Below are 18705 nucleotides of genomic sequence, written 5' to 3'. Positions count from 1 at the left end.
TACATCCCGGATAGAACAGCCCGCGTCGAGACGACGGCGGGAAGGAGGGGGCCTTGGCCCGACGGTACCGTATCATGAATCGACCCATCGCCGGATTGATCGCCCCCATGACCGGCTTCGGCATGCTGATCGCCGCCCCTTTTGCGCCCGGTTCCGCGCGTGCCGAAGAAGCCGTCCAACCAACTGCCGCTCCAGCCGCGGCCCAGCCTTCCGTGGCCAGCCCCCCGGCCGAACGGGAGACGCTGACGGGCGACTGGGGCGGCCTGCGCAGCGATCTCAAGCAGGCGGGCGTGACCTTTCGGGGCGACTACGTGTCGGAGACGTTCTCGGCGGTGGACGGCGGGGAGCGGCGCGGAACCACTTACGTGCAGCAGGTGCGCCTTGGGGCGGACTTCGACATGGAGCGTCTGGCCGGGTGGAAGGGCGGCATCGTCCATCTGACCGTCAACGACCGGCGCGGCGTGGGTCTGTCGTCCGACTTCGTGGGCAACCGCCTGCCGATCCAGGAAGCGGCGGGCGGCTACTATGCGCGGCTCACCGAGGCCAGTGTGGAGCAGAACCTCATGGGCGGCAGGCTCAATTTGCGATTGGGCTACTTCGCGATGGGTAACGATCTTGGCGGCATGCCGATCGGCTGCAACTTCGTGAACGCCGCCTTCTGCGCCCACCCGCTCTCGATGTCGGGAGACAGCGGCTGGTACAACTATCCCAATGCCCGCTGGGGCGCGGCGGTGCGCTACAAGCTGCGCCCGGACGTGACGTTGCGCACAGGCGTCTATCAGGTGAACCCGCGCCTGAATGACGAGGACAACGCCTGGAATCCGTTCGCGGGCGGCACCACCGGCGTGGTCCTTCCGTTCGAGGTGGAGTACGATCCCGGCATCGCCAAGGGCAGCAAGGCCCTTCCGGGCCATTACAAGGTCGGTGTTTACTACGACACTTCGCGCGTGGAGCGGCAGGGCGGCGGCGGCACCGTTAAGGGACGCTACGGCTTCTATATCCTGGCGGACCAGATGGTCCTGCGCGAAGGACCGGGCGGCCGGGGCCTGTCGGTCTTCGGGCAGTTCACGGCTAATCCCCAGATTTCCGCCCAGATCACGCGCTGGTACGCGGGCGGCCTGGTCAAGACCGGCACGTTCAAGGGTCGCGACGCAGATACCATAGGGCTGGGCTTCACCCATGCCGTCGTCGATCCGCGTTTGCGGCGCGTGAATGTCGACACTGCCCCGGTTTCCGGCTCGTACACCTCGCTTCCCGCGGGCGAGACGGCGATCGAACTGAGCTACGGCTTCCAGGCCAATCGCTGGCTGGTGCTCCGGCCGGACATTCAATACATCGTCGATCCAGGTGCTTTCCGCTTCCGCTCGACGCCCAATGCCCTGGCGTTGGGGCTTCAGGTCAGGATGCAGTTCTAGGTCGATAACCTCCACCTGCGATGAAAACCCCTCCTTGCGCGTTCGGCAGTGGATCAACCGGCCGACATGCGACGTTCCCTTATTAGCCGATGCAGAGTGAGCCCCCGCGTACCGGCCGGGGCCGGTCTCGGCATGAGCAGAACGATATCAAGGAGAGCATCGATGAATCGGCGTGATTCCAACTTCGGCGGCCAGCAGTCGGGTGATTATCGCAGCGAGAATTCAGACTGGGATTCGCCGCGCCAGGCCAACCAGTGGCAGAGCGAGTCGCCCCGCCAGACCGGCGGCTGGAGCAACGATGACGATCAGTCGACACGGTATTCCGATAGCGGCCGCAGCCGCCCTGAAAAATCGTCCGGCGATTTCGAAGGTCGCTATCGGGGCAGATCTCGCGAAGAAGCGGGCTATCGAGAAGGAGGCCGCTACGGACGCGAACGCGGTTATCGCGAGCAGCGCTACGGTGATGACTACCAGAACCGCGATCGGGAACAGTCCTACCGCTTTTCGGGTGATCGCGGCGCCTATCCAAGCCGCGAATACGACGCGAGCGGCGGCAACGATTTCTCCAGCTTCACCAGCGAGGATTACGGCGGCCGCGATTTCTACGCGCCTCGTGGCGGCGGTGGCGGTGGGCTGAGCCCGAGCTTCAGCTATCGCCCCACGTTCGACACGTTCGGCCGCGGCTATTACGGATCGAGAGCGAGTGAAGATCGCGATCGCACCGCGCGCAATCCGCGCGATTACGGTGATTGGCGCGAATATGGCGAGGATCGCGGCTTCTTCGAGCGAGCCGGTGACGAGATCGCCAGCTGGTTCGGCGACGAGGATGCGGCCCGTCGCCGCGAGCAGGACCATCGCGGTCGCGGTCCTTCGGACTATACCCGTTCGGACGAACGCATCCGCGAGGACGTGAACGATCGCCTGACGCAGGACTGGCGCGTGGACGCCACAAATATCCGCGTCGTAGCCAAGGACGGCGAAGTGACGCTGGAAGGCAGTGTCGGCAGCCGCAACGCCAAGCGCCGCGCAGAGGATGTCGCAGAGGATGTCTCGGGCGTGAAGCACGTCCAGAACAACTTGCGCGTGACCGGCGGTACGAACTGGACCGACACCGGCCAGGGGGCCTCGCTTTCCAGCACGACGCGGACCGGTACGGCTTCCACGACGGGATCGTCCAGCACCCTCGGCTCAACTACGGGTAGCTCCACGACGGGCAGTACCTCGTAAGCGAGCACGATCGTAATCAGAATAGCCGCGGGCGCCCATCGGGAGCCCGCGGCTTTTCCTTGCAGAGGGGGGCCCGCAATCGACGTTTGCGTTTATCCGATCGTCATCCTGAACTCGTTTCAGGATCCATTTTTGACCATCAGCGGCGGCTAGTGGCGAGAAATGGATCCTGAAACGAGTTCAGGATGACGGTGTGGAGGGGGACACAGATCTTGAGTGAACCGAGTGCCCTCGGCGGTTAAAGCCACCGTGTATGCCGGAACCAGACATAGAGCGTGCCGCAAAGAACCGCGATCACCCCCAGCACCGCGAAATAGCCGAAGCGCCATTGCAGTTCGGGCATGAACTGGAAGTTCATGCCGTAGATGCCGGCGATAGCGGTGGGCACTGCCAGGATCGCGGCCCAGGCGGCGAGTTGCCGCGTGATCGTGCCTTGCCGCTGCGATTCCAGCAGGTGGCTGACTTCGAACACCGTGGTGAGGACTTCGCGCAAGCTGGCGACCATCGAATCCACGCGGCGCACATGGTCGTATACGTCCTTGAAGTAAGGCCGCACCGCGGCGTCCAGGAACGGCATGTCCAGGTGCACGAGCTTGCTGCACACTTCGGCCATGGGAGCCAGTACGCGCTGGAAGCGGATCAGTTCGCGGCGCAGCGCGAACAGGCGCATCACGTCATCTCGATCGAGGAACGCGTCCAGCGCGCGCTTCTCGATTTCCAGGACGTTCTCCTCGATGGTTTCCACGATCGGCAGATAACCGTCGACGATGAAGTCCAGGATGGCGTGGAGCACATAGTCCACGCCGTTGGACAGCAGCGTCGGCGCGGCTTCGAGCTGCGCACGCAGTTCGGTGTGCGCGCGCGCCGAACCATGGCGCACCGAAATGACGTGGTGCTTGCCGACGAACACCGACGTTTCGCCGTAGACGATCTCGTCCCCTTCCAGATGCGCGGTGCGGGCGACCACGAAGAGCTGGTCGCCGTAGATGTCCACCTTGGGCAACTGGTGGGCCTTCTGCGCGTCTTCCACGGCCAGTGGGTGGAGGCCGTAGGTCGTCTGCACGGAGTGCAGTTCCGCCTCGGTCGGTTCGTGCAGGCCGATCCACACGAAGTCCTCGCCCTCGCCCCGGGCATGGTCCGGGATCGGGGGACAGCTTTCGAGCGATACCGGCTCGGCTGGCTTGCCCTGGCGATAGAGGCGGGCGGCAATGACGGTCATCGAGGCGTGGCTTTCCGGATTTCTGGTCGGCTTTGAAAGACGATAGCGCCGGGCGATCCGTGTGGACAGATGCGCGTCGGCTTATCAGGCGATTTTCGCCGTGCTCCCGTCCGTCCATCTCCGGCCTTTGCCGCCGCCGCCCCTGGCCCCCGCATCGGAAATCAGCGACTGAAGATCGAGCAAGGCCCGGCCGGTCGCCATGCCGCCGTTGCAGGCGATGTAGCGTGGCTCCCAGCACGGCGCGAACTTCTCCTTGTAGTTGCGCAGGCCCTCGAAGCCGTAGAACGATTCCCCGTGGCGAAACAGCATCCCCGCCGCGCGTGCCCAGGTCGGGGCGAGGCGTCGCGCCTCGATGCCGGAAAGCGGTGCAAGGCCGAGGTTGAACCACGCATAGCCTTCCTGCGCCCCCCAGAGCATGAGCCGCGTGAAGAGGAAGTCCATGCAGCCGTAGGGCACCTCGGCGCGGTGGCGCATCAGGTCCACCGAAAGCTCCTCGCGTCCCGCGGTCTTCCAGAGATTGGCGAAAGCGACGATCCGCCCCTGGCAGCGGACCACGGCCATATCGCACCGGGCGATGTAGCCGTCTTCGAAACGACCGACGCTGAAGGCCTTTTCGCGCTGTCCCTTGGCGTGCAGCCATTCGTCGGAGACGGAGCGCAGTTCCGCAAGCAGGGAAGGCACGCGGGGGGCGGCGACGATGGCGAATTCGGCGCCTTCGCGTTCGGCCCGGCGCATGGCGTGGCGCAGGGGCCGGGCCGCCGGGCCTTCCAGGCCGAAGCGCGACAGGTCTACCCGCGCTTCCTCGCCGTATTTCATCAGTCTCAGGCCCATGTCGATGGCGATGGGCAAGACTTCGGGGGTCACCTGATAGAGGAGGACGCGCCCCTGGTTGGCGTCCGCCCGTTCGCGGAGCCGCCAGAGCAGTTCGGGCCAGTCGGCGGGGTCGCCCACCGGATCGCCCATGACGATCCAGGAATGACCTCGGACCTGGTACATCAGCATCGAGCGATTGTCGGGACCGGCAAGGAACAGCTTGTCGCCGGTCAGCGCCAGCATCGCTTCCGAGCGCGTGGCGCAGCGAAGTGCGGCCTCCACGTCCGGCGCCTGCTCGTCGGGCAGGGCTACGCGGCGGCAGGGACGCAGGAACGCCAGCAGGATGGCGGCTCCCATCAGCACCGCCACGGCGAAACTCGTGCGGAGATAGCGCGAGGCGTCTCCCGACCAGGCGAACTTCCACCACAGACTGCCGCCGTAGGCCGGGAACCTCTGGGCGAAGTAGCCGATCACGATGACGAGCGCGACGGTGGCGACCATGGCCAAGATCCAGTTGGCGCTCATCGCGTCGCCGGTAAGCGCCGTGCGCCGCCAGAAGCCTTTGCGCGCCGCCTGCAGCATGGCGGCGACGGCCAGCAGGGTCAGCGCTTCCTCCCAGTCGAGCCCCTTGGCCAGCGAGAAGGCGGCACCCGCCAGCAGCAGCGCGCGGGTCAGCAGGAAGGCAGCGTCGAGGCGGCGGTAGAGCGCGGGGGCGAGCAGCAGCAGCAACGTGCCGACCAGGCTTGCGGCGATCTGCGAGGCTTCGACGAAAGGCAGCGGTACCAGCCCGCGAATGTCCGCCATGCGCTCCGGCAGGGCGGGCGTGGCACCGGACAGCAGCAGGATGCCCCCGCCCAGGAACACCAGCAGGGCGATCGCGCGTGGAGCGAGACTGATCATCATGGTCTCGCCCGCTTTCAGGGCCAGTGCGGCCGGTCGGCGCCAGCGGGCATGTTCATGGCGCAGGAACAGGATCGTCGCCAGGGTCAGCGGCAGGAGATAGTAGACGATGCGGTAGACGAGCAGGGCGGCCACCAGTTCTCCGGCCGGAATCTGGGGGCACAGGGCGATGACGGTCGCTTCGAACACGCCGAGTCCGCCGGGAACGTGGCTAATCAGCGCGACCACGATGGCCAGCACATAAGCCAGCAGCAGCGGCGGGTAGAGCGCGATCGGCGCGTGGGGGAGCAGGACGTAGAGCGTGCCGCAGGCGGCGGCGATGTCCGCCAGCGCCACCAGCGTCATGCCGGCAATCGCTTTGGGGCCGGGGCCACGCCCGTGCACACGCCCGCGCCCAAGCCCGCGCCCAAGCCCACGCGCTGCGACGAGGGCCACCGCGCCCAGCACGGCCAGCAGCAAAGCGCCTGCGGCATGCTGGGCGCCGATGGAAAAGACGTGATCCGCCACGGCCAGCGGGTGGCGGTGAACCAGCAGGGCGAGCGCGGCGGAAACGAGGACGCCGCTCCAGAACGTCACGCCGGCAAAGCCGGTGACACGCGCCACGTCGCCCGCAGTCAGCCCCTTGGCGCCATAGATCCGCAAGCGCGCGGCGCCCCCGGTCAGGATGCCGAAGCCCAGATTGTGGCTGAAGGTATAGCTGGTGAACGAGGCGAGCGCGGCGGTCCTGTAGGGTTGCGGCCGTTCGATGGCGCGCAGGGCCATGACGTCGTAGATCGTCAGCAGCAGGTAGCTGGCCATGGTCAGCCCCAGGGCGACGGCGAGACGCCAGCATGGGATCTCGCCGGCCGTGCGGACCAGGGCCTCCAGGTTCACGGACATCGCCAGCCGGTGCACGCAAAGCGCTGCGAGCGCCAGCACAAGTGCCGCGAGGGCCAGCTTCGCCGGGACTGCCAGCCTGCGGGCCAGCGGCTTGAGGCGGGCGATGCGCGCGGTGGTTGCCGGGTTCATGAGCGGCGCGTCCATGTCTGCGATTTGCAGATCAGTCCGTGGAGAATGCAGCCGCTGATCTTAAGATGGCCCGGATCGGGCTGGCGGATGCGGGAGAAAAAGCTCTCGCCCATGTCCGGCACGTAGACCTGGCCTTGCCAGACGCCGCTGCCCTCGCGGTGATATTGGCGCAGCAACTGGGTGCCCACGAGATGCTCGACGCCGGCGTCCGCGGCGTCGGCCACGGCCTGCCCGCCGACCCAGGTCACTGTGCCGCAGAGCATCGCGCCGCAGGGGGCGATCGAGACTTCCACTTGCCCCCTTGGATTGAGCCAGCGACCGAAGGGACTGGCGGGAAATGGATTGGCGGATTGGGCCGGAGCGGCGGCGGCAAGTGCGCCGATCAGCAGCGGCAGCATTGCAAGGCGCGCGGGGGAACGGGTCATGTCAGAGGCTCTGGTCGAGGGATGGCGTGACGGGCGATGGCTTGATGGGTGATGGCACCCCGGATCGCGGCGAACAGCCGGTCGGCGTCCTTGTTCAGGTAGTGGTCGCCGGGCAGGACGATGCGGGTGAGGCGCGGCAGATGGAGGAGCGGGCAGAGGCTGTCCGGCTCGTCGTGGCCGCGAATGCAGACCACCGGGACCCAATCCAGCTTGCGGGCGCTGGCGATCGCAGGGGCATCGGGCGGAGTTTCGTCGAGCCATTCGAGCGGCGAGACACGCAGGAACACCGTGCGGGTGGGGACGGTCAGCACGACCAGCGCAACCCGGCGGCGAAGGTCGGCGGGCAGGCGCTCCAGGCCGACATGGAGCATGTCCGAGCCGAAGGACTGGCCGAGCAGGACGACGCGGTCGGCATGGCCCAGCGCCATGGCGCGTCGCAGGGCCTGCGCCAGCATGGCCGAAACCTCTTCCGGCGTGCGGCGCACCTTGAAGTAGTTGAGCGCGTTCACGCCCACCGTGGCAATGCCGTTATCGGCGAGACGGTGTGCGATCCCGCCGCCGAGCCCGGCGCGAAGGCCCATGTCGCCGGAGAGCAGGACGGCGGCGTAGCGGCCGCCCGCTCCTGTCCGGAGCATGGCGCCATGTGCGGGAAAATCCTCGAAGGGGGAGGCATTCCAGGCCCCCAGCCAGCCCAGCCACGCTGCGATCAGCGCTGCCGCCGCAATGATGATGATGGCGAACAACCTTGTCGGCCCCCTTACCGACCGGCGTGGCGACCGGCCGGGGCGGCGGCTGCGGGATACTGCTCCTGTCATGTTGCCGATGCTGGGCCCCGCCACCTTGCCTCCGGATGGACCCAAGATGGACTTTCTTTAATGTGACTTGGCGGCGCTCCGATGCGATAGTGCCGGCAAGGGTGCAGCTTGCCGCAGCTTCGTGCTGTGGCCTTGGATCTTGCCGCCTCATGTCCGTTTTTCCCCTGCCGCCAACGTTGCCGCGCGCTCCGTCGTCCTCCTGCGGAGAGATCAGGCTTGAGCATGACTGAAGCGGATGATCGCAAGCGTAGGCTTCCGGGCCTGCTCCCGATGCTGGGCGCGCTGCTGGCGATGACCGGGGCGCTCACCTGGGGCGACATCTGGGCGCAGCGTCACTTCGGCCTGATCGGCCCGGCCCGGCCGTCCCCGCACGGAAACCCGCCTGGCGAGGACTGGCGGCAAGTGCTTGATTTCACAGCAGAGCCGGGGGCTGGGCGGCTGTCCGGGCTGGTCGTCACCAGCGTGCGATCTCGCGGTTCCGCGGAGAAGGCGGGGCTGGCGGTGGGCGACCTGATCAGGAGCGTGGACGGTACCGAGCCCCCAAGCCTTCGTGCGCTTGCGGAAGAGTTGTCTGGGCGCGGACAAGGCCCTATTCACCTGACGGTGGTGCACCGAGGTGCGGTCCGGACGATCGACCTCGCCCGTGGGCCGGGCCTGACAAGGCCGTGAAGCGATGTGAAAGGCCGGGCTGAACGATGGGTCACAAGTTGCTGGTGGTCGAGGACGACGAGGCCACGGCCAGCTACATCGCCAAGGGCATGGTCGAGGAAGGCTTCGTGGTCGATCGTGCCGCCACGGGGCGCGATGCGCTGTTCCTGGCCAGCGACGGCAGTTACGATGCCATCGTGCTGGACCGCATGATCCCGCAGATGGACGGCATGTCGGTGCTGGGCGCGCTGCGGGCGGGCGGTATCGAAACGCCGGTGCTCGTGCTGTCCGCGCTGGCATCGACCGAGGATCGCGTGGCCGGGCTTACTTCCGGCGCCGACGATTACCTGACAAAGCCTTTCGCTTTCGCGGAACTGCTCGCCCGCGTGCGCCTGCTGGTGAAGCGCGGCGGCGGGCAGGCCGCGGTGGAGACGCGGCTTTCCTGCGGCGATCTGGACATGGACCTGCTCGCCCGCAAGGTGCGGCGGGGCGGCCGCACCATCGACCTCCAGCCGCGCGAGTTCCGACTGCTCGAATACTTCCTGCGCCATGTCGATGAAGTGGTGACGCGCACTATGCTGCTGGAAGCCGTGTGGGACTACCACTTCGATCCCGGCACCAACGTCATCGACGTCCATGTCAGCCGCCTGCGCCGCAAGCTCGACGAGGAGGGCGCCGCCCCCCTGCTGCATACGGTGCGCGGGGCAGGCTATCGGCTGGGACTCACCGCTTGACGAGTGGAACCCGAGCCGGGGCGCGGCTTTCGCGTTTCCTGCGGTCGACGACGTTCCGGCTGTTCGTGCCGGTGGTGCTGTTCCAGCTTGTCGCCACGGGCGGGGTGCTGACTTTCGTATGGATCGCCGGCCAGCAGAGCGTGCGGGACGAACAGCGCGCGCTGGTGGAGGAGCTGCGCGACGACCTGCTGGACACCTGGCAGGACGGAGGGAGCGTCGCACTGCGGGCGAATATCGAGCGGCGACTGCGGAGCGAGGGGCGCCGGGCGCCGGTGCTGCTGCTGGCCGACCGCGAGGGGCGGGTACTGGCGGGAAACCTCTCGGCGCTGCCCCCGCCGGACGCGGCGGGTGGAAGCCTGTTCGAGACGGTGCTCTACCGCAGCGACAGCCCCCGGCCACAGACCATGGCCCTGTCGCAAACGCGTCTTGCCGATGGATCAACCCTGCTTGCCGGGATCGAGATCGGCCGCGACCTCAAGCTCCAGCGCAGTTTCGAACAGGCACTGCTCGCGGCCTTGCTGCTGGCGCTGCCGCTGACGATGCTGGTGGCGGTCCTGACGTCACGCCTGGTCGGCCAGCGCGTCCATGACATGGCGCAGACCGCGCACCGTGTGGGCAGCGGCGTTCTTGACGCGCGGGTGCCGCTCGACGGTTCCGGCGACGCCTTCGATGAACTCGCGGGCGAGATCAATGCCATGCTCGCGCGGATCGAGACGCTGGTGGGCGAACTCCGGGTGGTGGCCGAAGGGCTGGCGCACGACTTGCGCTCACCGGTCACGCGGCTGCGATCGGCACTGGAGCAGGCGGCGCGGGAAGCCTCCGATCCGGTGGGCGAGGCTGCCTTGCAGCGCGCGCTGACCGAGGCCGATACGCTCACCCGCATCCTCACCACCGCGCTTCAGATCGGCCGCGCGGAGGCCGGGATCGGGCGCGACCGGTTCGAGGAAACCGCGTTGGCGCCGTTCCTCGAAGACCTTGCCGCGCTCTACGAGCCTTACGCCGAGCAGGAAGGCTTCGCCTTGACCGCCCAAGCACCGGAGGGCCTGTCGCTGCCGCTTCATCGCGAGCTGATGGGGCAGGCTTTGGGCAACCTCGTCGACAATGCCGTAAAGTACGCGACCGGTGGCAGCACGATCGTGCTGCGCGCGGAAACTCAGGACGACCACGTGGTGCTGGGCGTGCGCGACAACGGTCCAGGCATTCCCAAGGCCAAGCGGGAAGCGGCACTGCAACGCTTCGGCCGACTCGACCCCACACGGGCGGTGGCGGGATCCGGGCTGGGTCTGGCACTGGCGGAAGCGGTGGCGAAACTCCACGGCGGCCGGATCGAACTGGCCGACGCGCCGGGCGGCGGGCTTGAGGTGAGGATGTCGCTCCAACGGGGTTGATGCCGATCGGCTGGGCTTTGTTCGGGCGAGAAGCCGCTGGTCTGGTTTCGCCCTAATTGTGCCATCCGTTTCACAGCAGGGCCTCCCTAAATCCGGTCATTCAGTGGAACCTGTAGCGTGCATACTCCGAACTTGGACAATCTTTTCCGACACAGTAAGCACACACTATGAAGCGCGATGATTGGTATCGAAATACCAGTTGGGATGACGTGACGGAGGCAGCATTTCGGGCTAAGCTGTCTCGCTCTCGGACTTCCAGGCCACAATATCTGCGGATACAGGCCAGCTATCTGACAGAAGCGTTCCCTGACACCGCCCTTCAGTTGATAGAGGAGTATTTCGATACAGGGGACGAGTTCGATGTTCCCAACGCGCTTTGCGCACGGGCGGAGGCCAATCTCACACTAGGCCGAAAGGCCGAGGCCGTTGGCGTGTACAAACAAGCTCTAGATTGGGAAGAAGCTCATCCGCTCCACATCTCGACGGCACGCATCGACTTCCCGAAGCTCATGGCATCAGCCCGCCTTTCGAGCGAGTATGACTATGCTCTTGACGTCCTGGCAAAGCGATTCTCGCCGATGGACCATCAGTTCCCCAGCACCAGATACCTCTGGAACGGTTGCTGCGCTCTGATAGCCCATGAACAAGGTCAAGTTGTTGAAGCGCGGAAATTCGCTGAGCAAGCAATGCGGGCTGCGATGGAAAACGAAAGCCCGTTTCGTTATCATCGAACTGTCGGTGTGGTGCGCGACACGTCCGATGATTTTGGGCTGCGCATAAAGCACATTGTGAAACCATCGAGGGTACGCTCGTTTCTTCGGCTCCTCTCTGGGAAATAGGAGTTCCACGGGCGTAAATGGCCGCACTGAAACCGGAATGACAAGATTGCCAGATTTCAATCCTGAGCCAGTGGGCCAGAAACCGATCGTATTGCGGATATTCGTCAGAGCGAGCAGCTTGTGATACGACCGCACGGAAACGGACCAGTGCTGCTGGGCTAACCGAGGAGGATGCATTGTGTGAACACGGCACTACGTCTGTTTGTTCTAATCCCAGCAGCAGCAATTTGCGTGGCAGTCGCCTTTCTTGCCTTTGGGTTCGGCGGGCTGAATATAGGATCATCAGCAATGGCTATCGTCATAGCCGGAACGCCGCTTGCGCTGATCGCATGGACTGTAGCTGATTATCGAAAGCGGAATCACAAAGGCAGGTAACCCGCAATCCCAGCCGCTGGAATGGTGCCGCCAGCCTGGATAAGGCAGGCGGCGGCGCCCGTCACTATGCTGTTTCCAGTTCCGGTTGCTCTGCCGTTGCGCGCTGAACCGGGGCAGTATTGACGCGGCCCGTGCGTTCCAGTTTGCCCCAGCCGATGCCCTTTCCGGCAAAGGCGGCGCTGACGGCGCGGATCACTACGCCGTACATAAGCTGGCGATAGACGAAGCGCTGGGCGAGCAGGAGCAGTGGGCGGAAACGCTCGCGGCGGGTGTCGAGGCGATAGGCGATCCAGCCGCAGGCCAGGTCCACCAGCGTGAAGGTCAGCCAATAGGCGCCCATGCGCAGCACGTCGGTCTGGGTCTGCGCCCAGCCGTGTTGCGAGACGCGCAGGGCCGTGCCCGCGATGGAAATCAGCAGGGCCAGGTCGATGGCGGGTGAGATGACTGCGAAAACGATCTGGAACAGCCAGGCCTGGGGCATGCCGATGAAGGCAAGGCCGGAGGGACGCCCTTTTGCCAGTATACCGCAGTGCTTCCACAGGCACTGGAGCGTGCCGAACGACCAGCGGAAGCGCTGCCGGGACAGGGCGCGGAAGCTCTCGGGCGCTTCGGTCCAGGCGACCGCGTCCTCGTCGTAGGCGATCTTCCAGCCCTTGCGCTGGATGGCGATGGTGAGATCCTGGTCTTCCGCCAGGGTGTCCTCGGGATAGCCGCCGACATCGTCGAGCGCCTCGCGTCGCCAGGCGCCGACCGCACCGGGCACGACCATGATCGCGTCCAGCCGGGTAAGGGCGCGGCGCTCCAGGTTCTGCGCGGTGACGTATTCCACGCCCTGCCAGCGGGTTACGAGGTTCACGCGGTTGCCCACTTTGGCATTGCCCGCCACCGCCCCGATGCGCGGATCGGCGAACCAGCGCACCAGCCGCGAGATGGTCTCGGCCTCGAACTGGGTGTCGGCATCGAGCGCCACGATCACGCTGCCGCGCGCATCTTGCAGCGCGCGGTTGAGCGCCGCGGCCTTGCCGCCGTTTACGAGGGTGAGCAGTTCGACATGGGCATCGTCCGCGAAAGCTTCGGCAACGATGGCGCTGGTCCGATCCTGCGATCCGTCGTCGGCGACGATGATCTGGAGATGTCGGTAGTCGCTTTCGAGCACGCGCCGCACCGAAGCCTCAATTACGCGTGCCTCGTTGTAGGCGGGAATGATGACGGTGACGAGCGGATCGACCGTGTCCTGCGGCGCGGCCATCGGCTGTGGCCGGCGCAGCAGGCTCGCGAGCGAGGCCAGGCCGATCGAGCGCAGCACGCCCATCGCGATCGCGAAGAAGAAGGTCCAGTTGAGCGCGACCAGGATCGCGGCCAGCACCGCGAACAGGGCGACGTCGGCGCGCACGGCGGCCAGGTCCACGCCTTCCACTCTGGGCATGACCGCGTCGTGCGACAGACCGGCGAGCGTGGAGACCGGCACGAAAGTATAGCCGTCCTGCTTCAGCCGCTCGATGATGACGGGCAGCGCGGCCACGGTCTGCGAACGGTCGCCGCCGCCGTCGTGCAGCAGGATGACGTTTTCGGACCGGTCGGCGGTGGCCGATTCCACCTGCGCAATCGTGCTGTCGATGATGTGCTGGACGCCGGGGCGCTTCCAGTCGTCCGGATCCACATGGAGCCCGACGACGGTGTAGCCGTGTTGCCGGGCAATCGCGGCGGGGACGAGTTCGTCTGCGGTGGTCGGCTCGGCGTCTCCGAAGTAGGGCGCGCGGAACAGGCGGATCGAGTGCCCGGTGGTGGCCTCGATCAGGCGCTGGGTGGCGTTGAGTTCCAGTCCGATGCCGGTGGCGGCTTCCTCCGCCATGTTCGGATGGGTGTAGCTGTGGTTGCCGATCTCGTCGCCGTCATCGGCGATGCGCTTGACGAGATCGCGGTTGGTAAGCGCATTTTCGCCGACCATGAAGAAAGTGCCCGGCACATGGTATTGTTCGAGGATCGAGAGGATGCGCGGGGTCCAGGTCGGGTCGGGGCCGTCGTCGAAAGTCAGTGCCAGCTTCTTCGCCAGGGCGCCGGTGCGGTGCACGACATAGGGCGTGGGCAGGCGGTCATACTGCTCGGAGGCGATCATGCCGGTGGTCGGGTCGAAGGCGATCGCCCGGCTGCCGTCCTGCGGGGTGGCGGTTACGTCGAGGATCTCGCCCTGGCCTTCCACATCGACGTTGGAGGCTTGCACCAGATGGGTCAGGTTGGGTCGGGCTTGGGTTCGCCACGCCTTGAGCGTGCTCCAGAAGCCGGGGTCTTCCGAGCCGAGGCGCCAGAGGGCGATGTCGCCCACGCCGAGGCGTGACAGGATCCGCATCTGGTTCCAGCTTGCCGCCGCGTCCAGCATCCAGACGTCGTGGCGGTGGCCCTGCTCTTCGTAGGAGTAGCCGGAATTGCCGCTGGGCCGGTCGTACTGCGGGGCGGCGCCGCTGTCGTGCGCGTCGAGCCAGGCCTCCTCGACGGTTCTGCTGTCGGCCTTGCCGTCGTGCCAGTTGTAAGCATACTCGCCCAGCGCGACGATCGCCTTGCCGCGAGGCAGGTCCGTCAGGGCATGGGTGAGCTTCTGGGCGAACCAAGGGTTCGAAGCGATCGGGCCGGGCGTGCCGCCCTGCCAGTGCTCGTCGTAGGCCATCAGCACCAGCCGGTCGGCCACTGCGGCAAAAGCGCGGGTGGACCAGTCGGGGTTGTCGATCGGCATGGTGACCGAAACGATGCGGTGTTTCGGCGAGAGCTGCGTTCCAAGCTCGCTCAGGAACAGGCGCAGGTTCGGCAGGCTGGCGCGGGGCATGGTCTCGAAATCGACCATGACGCCGGCATAACCGGTCCTGTCGAGATAGGCGGCGACCTGCCCTTCCAGCGCGCGGCGGCGGATGGGATCGGCGAGTTGCGCGGCGGTGGCATCGCCCTGCCAGTCGCCCTCGACGGTGTTTTGCAGCACCGGCACCACGAGCGGGCGGTGCAGGGCCGTGGCCAGCAGGTGGTCGAGCCGGGCATCGTCCTCGATCTTGAGCGCGCCGGTCCGGTCCACGGACAGGGTTGCGGGGGCGACCCAGTCCAGCCGGTCGATATGGCGCTCCAGCGACGTCGCGCTGTCGTCGCTCCAAGGCGTGTAGAAGCCGACGGTGATCGGCCGGACACCGGGCGCGGGAGCAGGTACTACCGGTTTGCCGAAAAGCAATTTCCGTGCGCGCCGCGTCAGATGGCCGATCTGCGCCCGGAACGGCAGCGGCGAGGCATGTTCATAGGCGATCGGCAACGGCGGCGGCGCGGGCACGCTGGCGACGGTGGTCGCGAAGACGGCGCAGGCGGCGATCGCCAGCAGCAGTGCCAGGAACGACAGGCGGCGGACCCGGACGCGCCGGTTTCCGGTGGGATCGAAGAAAACGGGAGCTGCCACGGCGAGCCTCACGAAGTTTCCGGGCGGCGTGGGGGAACGCCGCCCGGAGACTCATTGGTCATTCGGAAGGTACGGCCCGGAAACCGGAGGCAATGACGAGGGTGCGAATGTCACATTCGGCTCCCGAGCCGCAGGTCCGTTCTAGCCCTGGCGGCATGGAGCCGGCGTGGAGGCAAGGTTACAAAAGATTCATGTTGGGGGCGGGCGGAGAATGTCGTCGTCCCGGACTTGATCCGGGACCGCTGGCGGTACTTTAGGCGATAGCTCGCGAAAAAGCGCCCTGCCTCAAGGTGGGCTGGTCACGGCCAGCGGTCCCGGATCAAGTCCGGGACGACGTATCGCGGCCGCTCAGAAGCGCTTCTTCTCGGTGACGTCGATCTGCACCACGCGGCCGTCATGCACGGTCAGCGAGATCTGGCCGTAGCGCAGTTCTTGAAGCGCTTCGCGAACCTTGGCGAGGCTTTCCTCGAGGTTGCGGACGGCGGGCGGAGTATCGTTGGTCATCCTTGGTCTCCGGCGGTGGAGAAGGTGCGGGCTCGCCTTGCGGCGATAATGACGGTTTCGCCGACGGCGGGCGGAGCCTCGTGAGCATCGACGTCGATTTCCACGATCGTCTCCCCATCCGGAAGCCGTCCTTCCACTCGCCAGGAACCACCCTTGCGGAACACGTTGTCCACGATCAGGCGATCCTGGCTCGATCCCGGCGCTTCCGTCGCGATCTCGAAGTCGTGCGGGCGGATGTGGCGGCCGTCCGGCAGGCGGTTGGTTTCGCCCACGAAGTGAGACACGAAGGCGGTGGCCGGCTCCATGTAGACTTGTTCCGGGGTGCCGATCTGGTCGATGCGGCCATGGTCCATCACCACCACGCGGTCGGCCAGTTCCAGCGCCTCTTCCTGGTCGTGTGTGACGAAGATCGAAGTCAGCCCCATCTGCTTGTGCAGGTCGCGAAGCCAGCGGCGCAAGTCCTTGCGGACCTTGGCGTCGAGCGCGCCGAACGGCTCGTCCAGCAGGAGCAGGCCGGGCTCGATCGCCAGCGCGCGAGCCAGCGCCACGCGCTGGCGCTGGCCGCCGGAGAGCTGGCCGGGATAGCGGTCACCCAGCCCTTCGAGCTGGACCACGCGAAGCAGTTCCTGCGCGCGGGCCTTGATCTCGGCTTTCGAGGGGCGGAGCCTTGCCTTGCGCACGGTGAGGCCGAAGGCAATGTTGTCGGCTACGGTCATGTGGCGGAACAGCGCATATTGCTGGAACACGAAGCCCACGTTGCGCTTGCCGACAGGAATGTCCGAAACGTCGTCGCCGTTGAAGTAGACGTGCCCTTCGTCCTGGAATTCCAGGCCGGCGATGATGCGCAGCAGCGTCGTCTTGCCGGAGCCGGACGGGCCGAGCAGGGCGATGAACTCACCCGGCTGGATTTCCAGGTCGATGCCGTGAAGCGCCGGGTAGTTGCCGAAGCGCTTGGTGATGTTTTCTACGCGGATCAATGTTTTGCTCCCGAGTGAAGGTCGAAGCGCCATTCGAGCACGGTCTTGAGGACGAGCGTGACGAGCGCCAGGGCGGCGAGCAGCGAGGCCACCGCGAAGGCGCCGACGAAATCGTATTCGTTGTAGAGGATCTCGACATGCAGCGGCATGGTGTTGGTTTCGCCCCGGATGTGGCCCGACACGACCGAGACGGCGCCGAATTCGCCCATGGCGCGGGCATTGCAGAGCAATACGCCGTAAAGCAGGCCCCAGCGGATGTTCGGCAGGGTGACGTGCCAGAACGTCTGCCAGCCGCTGGCGCCTAGAGAGACCGCCGCTTCCTCATCGTCTTTGCCTTGCTCCATCATCAGCGGGATCAGCTCGCGCGCGACGAAGGGGAAAGTGATGAACACCGTTGCCAGGATGATGCCCGGCACCGCGAAGATGATCTTCACGCCGTGTGCCGAAAGCCACGGTCCCAGCATCCCCTGCGCGCCGAACAGCAGCACGAAGATCAGGCCGGAGACTACCGGCGAAACGGAGAACGGCAGGTCGATCAGCGTCAGCAGCAGGTTCTTGCCGGGGAAGCTGAACTTGGTGATGGCCCAACTGGCGGCAAGGCCGAAGACCATGTTCAACGGCACGCTAATCGCCGCGATGATCAGGGTGAGGCGGATGGCCGAGAAGGCGTCCGGATTGGTCACGGCGCTCAGGAACAGGCCGAAGCCCTGCTTCAACGCCTCGCTGAACACGGCGATCAGCGGCAGCATCAGGAAGAACGCCAGGAATGCGAGCGCCAGCCCGATCAGCAGGACTTGCGCGGTGCGGCTTTCGGTGCCGGGGTTGTGTCGCTTCATGCGCCCAGCCTCCTGCGACGGATGGACTGGATCGCGTTCAGCGTGAAGAGCACGGCGAAGGACACCAGCATCATGACCATGGCGATCGCGGTTGCGCCGTCATAGTTGTATTGTTCGAGCTGGGTGACGATCAGCAGCGGCGCGATCTCGGTTCGGCCCGGCATGTTGCCGGAGATGAAGATCACCGATCCATACTCGCCCACGCCGCGTGCGAAGGCCAGCGCGAAGCCGGTGAACAGCGCCGGCAGGATCGCGGGGAAGATCACCCGCGCGAAAGTCTGCGCGCGGCTAGCGCCGAGCGTGGCGGCGGCTTCCTCAACGTCCTTGCCAAGGTCGGCCAGCACCGGCTCCACCGAGCGCACCACGAAGGGCAACCCGATGAAGACCAGTGCCACGGTAATGCCGATGGGGGTGAAGGCCACCTTGATGCCCAGCGGATCAAGGTACCGGCCTATCCAGCCGCTGGGCGCATAGAGCGCGGTCAGCGCGATGCCGGCAACCGCCGTGGGCAGGGCAAAAGGCAGGTCGACCAGGGCGGATATCACGCGCTTGCCGGGGAACGCGTAGCGCACCAGCACCCAGGCGACGAGCAGGCCGAAGACGGCATTCACGAAGGCCGCGGCGATGGCGGTGCCGAAGCTCAGCCGATAGGCAGTGAGCGCGCGTTCGGAAAAGCCGACTTCGACGAAAGCCTGCCAGCCCATGCCGGCCGACTTGATGAACAGCATGGAGAGGGGGATCAGCACGATCAGGGAGAGCCAGGCCAGGCTGAACCCGAAGGTCAGCCCGAAGCCCGGCAGAACGGAGGGCGCACGCCAACCGGCCTTGCGCGTCGTCATGGATGGCATCTGCAGTGGCCTGCTCGATCTTGGCGCGAAGCGCGGGGTTATTTCTTGGCGTAGATGCGGTCGAATACGCCGCCGTCGTCGAAGTATGTCTTCTGTGCCCGGGTCCAGCCACCGAAGTCCTCGTCGATGGTGGTGAGGTTCAATTTCGGGAACTGGTTGGCGAACTGCTCGGCAATCTTGGGATCGCTGGGACGGTAGAAATTGCGCGCGATCGCGACCTGGGCCTCGGGCGTGTAGAGATATTCGAGATAGGCCTTGGAGACGTCCTCGGTACCGTGCTTCTTGGCGTTCGCAGCCACCACCGCGA

General features: G+C 66.0%; 15 protein-coding genes and 1 pseudogene. 6 read left to right on the top strand and 10 right to left on the bottom strand.

The window, feature by feature from the left end:
- Window positions 1-74: 74 nt before the first annotated feature.
- Together RT424_RS00080 and RT424_RS00075 are read left to right on the top strand one after the other, a co-directional pair.
- Window positions 75-1415: a carbohydrate porin gene (locus RT424_RS00080; protein ID WP_313433508.1), complete on the top strand. Its 1341-nt coding sequence runs from the start codon at window positions 75-77 to the stop codon at window positions 1413-1415.
- A 162-nt stretch (window positions 1416-1577) separates the two neighbouring features.
- Window positions 1578-2642, top strand: coding sequence for a BON domain-containing protein (locus RT424_RS00075; RefSeq protein ID WP_313433506.1), 1065 nt, complete (start codon window positions 1578-1580; stop codon window positions 2640-2642).
- A 238-nt stretch (window positions 2643-2880) separates the two neighbouring features.
- Here RT424_RS00075 and corA read toward each other — a convergent pair whose 3' ends face one another.
- The 4 genes from corA to RT424_RS00055 all read right to left on the bottom strand — a co-directional run bounded on the left by corA (window position 2881) and on the right by RT424_RS00055 (window position 7750).
- A complete protein-coding gene (corA, locus tag RT424_RS00070; RefSeq protein WP_313433504.1) occupies window positions 2881-3861 on the bottom strand; it encodes a magnesium/cobalt transporter CorA in 981 nt (326 codons plus the stop codon).
- An 84-nt stretch (window positions 3862-3945) separates the two neighbouring features.
- The gene (mprF, locus tag RT424_RS00065) at window positions 3946-6597 is read right to left on the bottom strand and encodes a bifunctional lysylphosphatidylglycerol flippase/synthetase MprF (RefSeq protein ID WP_313433502.1); all 2652 of its coding nucleotides are present in this window, start codon (window positions 6595-6597) and stop codon (window positions 3946-3948) included.
- Window positions 6579-7007: a DUF2147 domain-containing protein gene (locus RT424_RS00060; RefSeq protein WP_313433500.1), complete on the bottom strand. Its 429-nt coding sequence runs from the start codon at window positions 7005-7007 to the stop codon at window positions 6579-6581. Before RT424_RS00060 ends, mprF begins: the two co-directional genes overlap by 19 nt.
- Complete coding sequence (locus tag RT424_RS00055) at window positions 7004-7750, bottom strand: AcvB/VirJ family lysyl-phosphatidylglycerol hydrolase (RefSeq protein WP_313433498.1); 747 nt, start codon at window positions 7748-7750, stop codon at window positions 7004-7006. The genes RT424_RS00060 and RT424_RS00055 overlap by 4 nt, the downstream gene beginning before the upstream one ends.
- Window positions 7751-8044: 294 nt before the next feature.
- Here RT424_RS00055 and RT424_RS00050 point away from each other — a divergent pair, with 294 nt between their 5' ends.
- The 4 genes from RT424_RS00050 to RT424_RS00035 all read left to right on the top strand — a co-directional run bounded on the left by RT424_RS00050 (window position 8045) and on the right by RT424_RS00035 (window position 11431).
- Window positions 8045-8491 (top strand): PDZ domain-containing protein, encoded by a 447-nt coding sequence (locus RT424_RS00050; RefSeq protein WP_313433496.1) that lies wholly within the window; start codon window positions 8045-8047, stop codon window positions 8489-8491.
- Window positions 8492-8517: 26 nt separating this feature from the next.
- On the top strand, window positions 8518-9204 hold the full coding sequence (locus RT424_RS00045; protein ID WP_313433495.1) for a response regulator transcription factor: 687 nt from the start codon (window positions 8518-8520) through the stop codon (window positions 9202-9204).
- The gene (locus tag RT424_RS00040; RefSeq protein ID WP_313433493.1) at window positions 9201-10592 is read left to right on the top strand and encodes a HAMP domain-containing sensor histidine kinase; all 1392 of its coding nucleotides are present in this window, start codon (window positions 9201-9203) and stop codon (window positions 10590-10592) included. Before RT424_RS00045 ends, RT424_RS00040 begins: the two co-directional genes overlap by 4 nt.
- Before the next feature lie 167 nt (window positions 10593-10759).
- Window positions 10760-11431: a hypothetical protein gene (locus RT424_RS00035; RefSeq protein WP_313433491.1), complete on the top strand. Its 672-nt coding sequence runs from the start codon at window positions 10760-10762 to the stop codon at window positions 11429-11431.
- Between the two features lie 439 nt (window positions 11432-11870).
- On the opposite strand, the gene RT424_RS00030 is transcribed toward RT424_RS00035, so the two are convergent.
- The 6 genes and pseudogenes from RT424_RS00030 to RT424_RS00005 all read right to left on the bottom strand — a co-directional run.
- Window positions 11871-15233 carry a glycosyltransferase gene (locus tag RT424_RS00030; protein WP_313433489.1) on the bottom strand — a complete coding sequence of 1121 codons (3363 nt, stop codon included), beginning with the start codon at window positions 15231-15233 and terminating at the stop codon, window positions 11871-11873.
- A 348-nt stretch (window positions 15234-15581) separates the two neighbouring features.
- Window positions 15582-15737, bottom strand: coding sequence for a YezD family protein (locus RT424_RS00025; RefSeq protein ID WP_313433486.1), 156 nt, complete (start codon window positions 15735-15737; stop codon window positions 15582-15584).
- Window positions 15734-16714, bottom strand: coding sequence for a sulfate ABC transporter ATP-binding protein (locus RT424_RS00020; protein WP_313433485.1), 981 nt, complete (start codon window positions 16712-16714; stop codon window positions 15734-15736). The genes RT424_RS00025 and RT424_RS00020 overlap by 4 nt, the downstream gene beginning before the upstream one ends.
- Window positions 16711-17550 carry a sulfate ABC transporter permease subunit CysW gene (gene cysW, locus RT424_RS00015; protein ID WP_313433483.1) on the bottom strand — a complete coding sequence of 280 codons (840 nt, stop codon included), beginning with the start codon at window positions 17548-17550 and terminating at the stop codon, window positions 16711-16713. Before cysW ends, RT424_RS00020 begins: the two co-directional genes overlap by 4 nt.
- Entirely contained in the window at window positions 17547-18389 is an 843-nt protein-coding gene (gene cysT, locus RT424_RS00010; RefSeq protein WP_313433481.1) for a sulfate ABC transporter permease subunit CysT, read from the bottom strand. Before cysT ends, cysW begins: the two co-directional genes overlap by 4 nt.
- A gap of 47 nt (window positions 18390-18436) precedes the next feature.
- Window positions 18437-18705, bottom strand: a pseudogene (locus tag RT424_RS00005) (sulfate ABC transporter substrate-binding protein); the annotation flags it as partial.

It is taken from the genome of Novosphingobium sp., from assembly GCF_032093395.1.
Taxonomy (GTDB): domain Bacteria; phylum Pseudomonadota; class Alphaproteobacteria; order Sphingomonadales; family Sphingomonadaceae; genus Novosphingobium.
The sequence above is the reverse complement of the archived record's forward strand: the minus strand, read 5'-3'. Positions and strand labels throughout refer to the sequence as shown.